A 7,221-nucleotide genomic window follows, 5' to 3' on the forward strand; every position below is an offset into this window, starting at 1 on the left:
ACTCGGATGCCATGGGCACCGCAGAGCAGCAGCCGCAGCGCGTCACGATGACGCGCGCCGCACGACGCGTCCTGGAAGCCGCCGAGCGGCTCTTCTACGAGCGCGGCATCCACGCCGTGGGCGTGGATCTCATCGCCGCGGAGGCGGGGGTGACCAAGAAGACCCTCTACGACCGCTTCGGCTCCAAGGAGCGGATCGTCGTGGAGTACCTGACCGGCCGCGACGAGCGCTGGCGGGCCTTCCTCGCGCAGTACCTCGACGACCACCTCGACGCGGCGCACGCGACACCGCAGGCGCGCGTCCTGGCCGTGTTCGACGCCTCACGCGCGTGGTCGGCGGAGTACGGCTCCAAGGGATGCAGCATGGTCAACGCGCATGCCGAGATCAGCGACCCCGCCCACCCGGCCCATCGGGTCATCGCCGGGCAGAAGGAGTGGATGCTCGCCCTGTTCACCCGTCTCGCGCGGGACATCGCCCCGGACGACGCGGACCGCCTGGGCCGGACTCTGATGCTGCTGCACGAGGGAGCGCTCGTCGCCCACGGTCTGGACACCTTCCCGGACCCGATCGCGCACGCCCGCGACCAGGCGGCGGAGCTCTTGCGGGCACCGCAGGGGCAACCGTGAGCCGTCGTACCGGGCGCCGCTGCGAAGGTGAGCGATCAAGGCCCCCGGCCTAGACTGAGGGTGGCACGAGGGACGGGAGCCGACCCGGGAGGACGCGATGTTCCGGCACACTCGACTGCCAGGAGAATCCGCCGAGTACCTCGCCGCCCGTGAGGAACTGCGGCTCGCCGAGATCGAGTTGATGCGTCAGGGCGAGGAGGTCGCCGCCCGCCGGCGCGCGCTCCCGCCCGGGTCGCCGGTCGACGACTACGTCTTCCTGGAGGGCCCCGCCGACCTCGACGCCGGCGACGAACCCGTCCGCGAGGTGAGGCTGAGCGAGCTGTTCACCGCCCCCGAACGGCCGCTGCTCATGTACCAGTTCATGTACGGCAAGGCGGACACCGACCCCTGCCCGATGTGCACCATGTGGATCGACGGCTTCAGCAACGTCGGCCACCACGTCACGCGCAATGCCGACTTCGTCATCGCCGCGGCCGCCGACCCGCCCGTCCTGCGGCGGCACGCCCGCGACCGTGGCTGGCACCGGCTGCGGCTGCTGAGTTGCGGCGACAGCACGTTCAAGTACGACATGGGCAGCGAGGACAAGGACGGCGCTCAGGACTCCACCGTCTCCGTGTTCACCCGCGACGCCGACGGCACGATCCGCCACTTCTACTCGGCGCACCCCCGCATGTCCGACGACATCGGCGAGCGGGGCATCGACCTGCTGGCCCCCGTCTGGCCCCTCCTCGACCTGCTGCCGGAGGGACGCCGGGACTGGTACCCGAGCGTCGCCTACTGACCCGGGATCCGGGCCGGCCGGTAGCGGACACTTCCTGACCTACTTCGCCCCTACGTTTGCGTCATGAGCCCGCACCGCGACCCGCAACCCCGTGCCTTCGCCACCGCCGACGCCCTCGACACCTGGCTGGCGGAGCACCCGGCTCCGCACCCCGGCCTCTGGGTCAGGGTCGCCAAGAAGGACTCCGGCATCCCCTCCGTCACAGCCGCCGAGGTCAACGACGTGGCCCTGTGCCACGGATGGATCACGGGGCAGCGCAAGGGACTCGACGCGTCGTACTACGTACAGCGGATCACCCCACGCCGACCCGGCAGCCTCTGGTCGATGGTCAATGTCCGGCGGGTGGCGGAACTGTCCGCCGAGGGGAGGATGCGCCCCTCGGGTCTCGCCGAAGTGGACGCCGCGAAGGCGGACGGGCGGTGGGAGGGGGCGTACGAGTCGCAGCGCAACGCCCAGGTCCCGGACGAGCTGGCCGCGGCGCTGGCGGAGGACCCCCGGGCCGGGGCGGCCTTCGAGCGGCTGGGCAGAACCGAGCGCTACCAGCTCATGCTCGGGCTCCTGCGCGCCCGGACCCCGCAGAGCCGAGCGGCTCAGGTCGCCGCGATCCTGCGGCAACTGACACGGCGCCGGTGAGTGACGGACTCACCGGCGCCGTGCCATCGGGTCGCCTCAGGGAAGGCTCACGCGTTCTTGATCGCCGAAATGTCGAAGTGCAGCTTGATCTTGTCGGAGACCAGCACGCCACCCGTCTCCAGCGCCGCGTTCCACGTGAGACCCCACTCCGAGCGCAGGATCTCCGCCTTGCCCTCGAAGCCGACGCGCTCGTTGCCGAAGGGGTCCTTCGCGGCGCCGTTGAACTCCAGGTCGATGGTGAGCGGTTTGGTCGTGCCGAGGATCTCCAGGTCACCGGTGATGCGGTAGTCGTCGCCGCCCAGGGACTCCGCCTTGGTGGAGCGGAAGGTCATGGTCGGGAATTCCTCGATCTTGAAGAAGTCCGCGCTCTTGAGGTGCCCGTCGCGGTCCGCGGACCCGGTGTCGATGCTGTCCATCTTGACGTCGATCGACGCCTTGGACGCGGCCGGGTCGGCGCCGTCCAGCTGCAGCGAGCCGCTGAAGTCGAGGAACTTGCCCTTGACGTTGGTGACCATGGCGTGCCGCACGGTGAAGCCGATGGTGGAGTGGGCCGCGTCGATCGTGTACTCGCCGGTCAGGGCGGTCAGGTCGGGGTTCGCCATGATGTGCTCCTTAGGGGTGAGGGGGCCTTGCGGCCACCAATGTTGAATCTTGAACTACATCAACGCGACCGACCGTAGACCTATTCCGTTCGAGATTCAACATCATCCGCAAAGTGTTGGCGTGATTACCCTGAGGTGGTAGATGCCCATGACATGAACTCTCAGCGCACCGGGCTCACCAGACCCACCCGCCGAGCCGTCCTGCTCGCGGCGGCGCTCCTGGCCACCGCCGGACCCGCCGCCCGCACCGCCTCGGCCGACGCCTACGACACCCTCCGCCTCCGCTGGCTCGACATCGCCCTCGGCGCGGGCTACGACCCCGCGGCGGAGCCGTACGCCGCACGCCTGGCCGAAACCGGCACCCTCGCCCGCGGCTTCCGGGCCGGCATGGCCCCCACCCCCACCTCCCTGTGGCCCGGTCACCCATTCGACCCGCCCGCCGGCATCACCCAGAGCTACGGCCGTCTGTGGACCATGACCCAGGCCTACGTCCAGCAGGGCACCGGCTCCACCGCCGACCCCGCCCTCCTCGCCGACATCCTGCGCGGCCTCGACCATCTCTCCGCCACCGTCTACAACCCCTCCACCACCCGCTACGGCAACTGGTGGGAATGGCAGATCGGCAGCCCCCGCCTGCTGATGGACATCACGGCCGCCCTGTACGCCCACCTCGGCGAGGCCCGGATCGGTGCCGCCTGCGCGGCCGTCGACCACTTCATTCCGGACGCGATGCTCACCGACTACTCCGGCACCTCCACCGGCGCCAACCGCGTCGACCTGTGCCGCAGCGTCGCCCTGCGCGGCATCCTCGGCCGGGCCCCGGCGAAGATCGCGCTCGCCCGTGACGCGCTCTCCCCGGTCTTCCCGTACGTCACGAAGGGCGACGGCCTCTACGTCGACGGGTCGTTCGTCCAGCACACCTGGGTCGCCTACTCCGGCACCTACGGCCAGGTCCTCCTCGACGGCCTCGGCCGCCTCTTCGCCCTGCTCGCCGGATCCGAGTGGCAGGTGACCGACGCGAACAGACAGATCGTCCTCGACAGCGTCGAGCACGCCTACGCCCCGCTCATCCACGACGGGTTGATGATGGACGGCGTCAACGGCTGTGCCATCAGCAGGGGTTACCTCAAGAGCGACGACCGGCACGTGATGCGCAGCGACCACTTTCACGGTCAGGGCATCATCGCCGCCATCGCCCTGCTCGCGGGCGGCGCGAGCGCGGCGGAGCGGGAGCGCTGGTACGGCCGGGTCAAGGGCTGGATCGAACGGGACACGGTCACACCGATCCTGACAGCCCGTCAATTCGGGGTGGCCGACCTCGCCCGGCTGCACACCGTCGCCGAGTCGCCGGTCGCCGCAGCCCCCGACCCGGTCGGCCACCACCTGTTCGCCGCCATGGACCGGGCCGTCCACCGCCGCCCGGGCTTCGTCGCGAACATCGCCATGGCCAGTGACCGCATCGCCCACTACGAGTGCGGCAACGGCGAGAACCCCCGCGGCTGGCACACCGGCGCCGGGATGCTCTCCTGGTGGGCGCCGGGCCTCGGCGATCAGTACACGGACTGGTACTGGCCGACCGTCGACTGGTACCGCCTCCCCGGTACGACGGTCTCCACCAGGCGCCTTCCCGACAAGGCCGGCGGCGAGTGGGGCGAGCCCAGGCCCGACGTGCGGTGGGTCGGCGGCGCGACGGACGGCGAGTACGCGGCGATCGGGCAGCACCTGAAGGGCCTCGGCTCGACCCTGGAGGCCCGCAAGTCGTGGTTCTGCGCCGCGGACGCCGTGATCTGCCTCGGAGCCGGGATCACCTGCGCCGACGCGGTCCCCGTCGAGACCGTCGTCGACAACCGCAACCTGGGGGAGGGCGGCACCGGGACCTTCGTACGCGGCCCCGGCTGGGCCCACCTGGAGGGCCACGGCGGCTGGGTGGTGCCGTACGGCGAACTGCGCACCCTGCGCGAGGACCGCACCGGCGCCTGGGCCGACATCAACACCACCAGCACGACGGAGCGCCGCACCCGCCGCTGGCAGACCCTCTGGCTCGACCACGGCACGGACCCGACGGACGCGACGTACGTCTACGTCCTCATGCCCGGCGCCGGCCGGCATCAGGTGGCGGCCCGGGCCGCCCTGGGCACCCGCTGGCTGTCGGTCCTCGCCAACGACAGCTCCTGCCAGGCCGTCCACGTCCGGTCCCTGGGCCTCACCGCCGCCAACTTCTGGCAGTCCGGTACCGCGGGCCCGCTCACCGCCGACGCCGGCGCGAGCGTGCTGCTCCGCCGCCACGGCCGTACCGCTACGCTCTGCGTGAGTGAGCCGCCGCGCTCGGGCGAGCCGCTGGAGATCACCTGGGACCACCCGGTACGCCGGGTCCTGCGCAAGGACGACTCGGTCGAGATCCTCTCGACGGGACGCCGACTGGGCGTCCGTGTCACTCCGGGGATGGTATGTGCGACCCATCGATGTGAGGTGGCTCTCGCCTGACGACTTTGTACGACCCCAACAACCGACACGCCCTCTGAGCAGTCAGAAGGGCTGCATGCCGCGACGGTTCTGTTCAGTGGTACCAGGAAATGGCTCCGGAGACTGTACGGAGTCAACGGCTCGCTTTCCTCGGTGTCCTTCGTAAGGTCGCTACATGACCGTTTTGGATGAGGCACCGGGTGAGCCGATCGACGCCCGCGGGCGGACCGCCGAGCTGCACGAGATCCGTGCGCAGGCGCTGGCCGGCCCGAGCGAGAAGGCGACCACGGCGCAGCACGCCAAGGGCAAGCTGACCGCCCGGGAGCGCATCGAGCTGCTCCTGGACCCGGGTTCCTTCCGGGAGGTCGAGCAACTGCGCCGGCACCGGGCCCAGGGCTTCGGCCTGGAGTCCAAGAAGCCGTACACCGACGGTGTCATCACCGGCTGGGGCACGGTGGAGGGCCGCACGGTCTTCGTCTACGCCCATGACTTCCGCATCTTCGGCGGCGCGCTGGGCGAGGCCCACGCCACCAAGATCCACAAGATCATGGACATGGCCATCGCGGCGGGCGCTCCGCTCGTCTCGCTGAACGACGGCGCGGGTGCCCGTATCCAGGAGGGCGTCTCGGCGCTCGCCGGCTACGGCGGCATCTTCCAGCGCAACACCAAGGCCTCCGGCGTCATTCCGCAGATCAGCGTGATGCTCGGCCCGTGCGCGGGTGGCGCGGCCTACTCGCCCGCCCTGACGGACTTCGTGTTCATGGTCCGCGAGACGTCCCAGATGTTCATCACCGGCCCGGACGTGGTCAAGGCGGTGACGGGCGAGGAGATCACCCAGAACGGCCTCGGCGGCGCGGACGTGCACGCCGAGACCTCCGGCGTGTGCCACTTCGCGTACGACGACGAGGAGACGTGCATCGCCGAGGTGCGCTACCTGCTCTCGCTGCTGCCCCAGAACAACCGTGAGAACCCGCCCCGGGCGGAGTCCACGGACGCGCCGGACCGCCGCAGCGACGCACTGCTCGACCTGGTCCCGGCGGACGGCAACCGGCCGTACGACATGGCCAAGGTCATCGAGGAGATCGTCGACGACGGCGAGTACCTGGAGGTCCACGAGCGCTGGGCGCGGAACATCATCTGCGCGCTGGCCCGCCTCGACGGCCAGGTGGTCGGCATCGTGGCCAACCAGCCGCAGTCCCTCGCCGGTGTGCTGGACATCGAGGCATCGGAAAAAGCTGCGCGCTTTGTCCAGATGTGTGACGCTTTTAACATCCCGATCGTCACCTTCCTGGACGTTCCCGGGTTCCTTCCGGGTGTCGACCAGGAGCACGGCGGAATCATCCGGCACGGCGCGAAGCTCCTCTACGCCTACTGCAACGCGACCGTGCCGCGGATCTCGCTGATCCTGCGCAAGGCCTACGGAGGCGCGTACATCGTCATGGACAGCCAGTCCATCGGCGCCGACCTCACCTACGCCTGGCCGACGAACGAGATCGCCGTGATGGGCGCGGAGGGTGCGGCCAACGTCATCTTCCGCCGCCAGATCGCCGAGGCGGAGGACCCCGAGGTCATGCGGGCCCGCATGGTCAAGGAGTACAAGTCCGAGCTCATGCACCCCTACTACGCGGCCGAGCGTGGCCTGGTGGACGACGTGATCGACCCCGCGGAGACCCGCGAGGTGCTCGTCAAGTCCCTGGCGATGCTCCACACCAAGCACGCCGACCTGCCGTCCCGCAAGCACGGCAACCCCCCGCAGTAACCCACCGGTACCCCTGCGGAAACCTCTCTCACGGAGACTGACACCCATGAACCTCCCTGACATCCGCGTCGAGAAGGGCCACGCCGAGCCAGAGGAAGTCGCCGCCCTCACGGCGATCCTGCTCGCGCGTGCCGCCGCCCAGCCGGCCGACGCCGCCCCGGCCCACCGCGGCCGCGCCAAGGCAGGCTGGCGCCGCCTGGAGCGCGAGCCGGGCTTCCGCGCCCCGCACAGCTGGCGCTGACGGCCCGTAGGACCTCGAAAGGGGGCCCACCCGCCCGGGTGGGCCCCCTTTCGTCTGCCGTCCCCGCAGAGGGGACGCAGGGACGCAGGCGACAGCAGAAGGGGCCCTCTCCGCAT

Annotated in this window: 7 protein-coding genes; 6 read left to right on the plus strand and 1 reads right to left on the minus strand. The window is 70.4% G+C overall.

Annotation, left to right across the window (positions count from 1 at the left end):
- Nucleotides 1-11: 11 nt before the first annotated feature.
- The 3 genes from ACWGDB_RS24160 (at nt 12) to ACWGDB_RS24170 (ending at nt 2,040) form a co-directional block, all read left to right on the plus strand.
- Nucleotides 12-626, plus strand: a complete 615-nt coding sequence (locus tag ACWGDB_RS24160) for a TetR/AcrR family transcriptional regulator (protein WP_453824295.1) — start codon at nt 12-14, stop codon at nt 624-626.
- 97 nt (nt 627-723) lie between these two features.
- Entirely contained in the window at nt 724-1,407 is a 684-nt protein-coding gene (locus ACWGDB_RS24165) for a DUF899 family protein (protein WP_453824296.1), read from the plus strand.
- 63 nt (nt 1,408-1,470) lie between these two features.
- The gene (locus ACWGDB_RS24170) at nt 1,471-2,040 is read left to right on the plus strand and encodes a YdeI/OmpD-associated family protein (protein WP_453824297.1); all 570 of its coding nucleotides are present in this window, start codon (nt 1,471-1,473) and stop codon (nt 2,038-2,040) included.
- A 47-nt stretch (nt 2,041-2,087) separates the two neighbouring features.
- Here ACWGDB_RS24170 and ACWGDB_RS24175 read toward each other — a convergent pair whose 3' ends face one another.
- Complete coding sequence (locus ACWGDB_RS24175) at nt 2,088-2,642, minus strand: YceI family protein (protein ID WP_453824298.1); 555 nt, start codon at nt 2,640-2,642, stop codon at nt 2,088-2,090.
- Nucleotides 2,643-2,795: 153 nt separating this feature from the next.
- Here ACWGDB_RS24175 and ACWGDB_RS24180 point away from each other — a divergent pair, with 153 nt between their 5' ends.
- The 3 genes from ACWGDB_RS24180 to ACWGDB_RS24190 all read left to right on the plus strand — a co-directional run bounded on the left by ACWGDB_RS24180 (nt 2,796) and on the right by ACWGDB_RS24190 (nt 7,105).
- Nucleotides 2,796-5,126: a polysaccharide lyase 8 family protein gene (locus tag ACWGDB_RS24180; protein ID WP_453824299.1), complete on the plus strand. Its 2,331-nt coding sequence runs from the start codon at nt 2,796-2,798 to the stop codon at nt 5,124-5,126.
- Between the two features lie 154 nt (nt 5,127-5,280).
- Entirely contained in the window at nt 5,281-6,864 is a 1,584-nt protein-coding gene (locus ACWGDB_RS24185) for an acyl-CoA carboxylase subunit beta (protein WP_453824300.1), read from the plus strand.
- Nucleotides 6,865-6,910: 46 nt separating this feature from the next.
- Complete coding sequence (locus ACWGDB_RS24190) at nt 6,911-7,105, plus strand: acyl-CoA carboxylase subunit epsilon (protein ID WP_453824301.1); 195 nt, start codon at nt 6,911-6,913, stop codon at nt 7,103-7,105.
- The last annotated feature ends 116 nt before the right edge of the window (nt 7,106-7,221 follow it).

Source organism: Streptomyces sp. NPDC055013 (assembly GCF_053608645.1).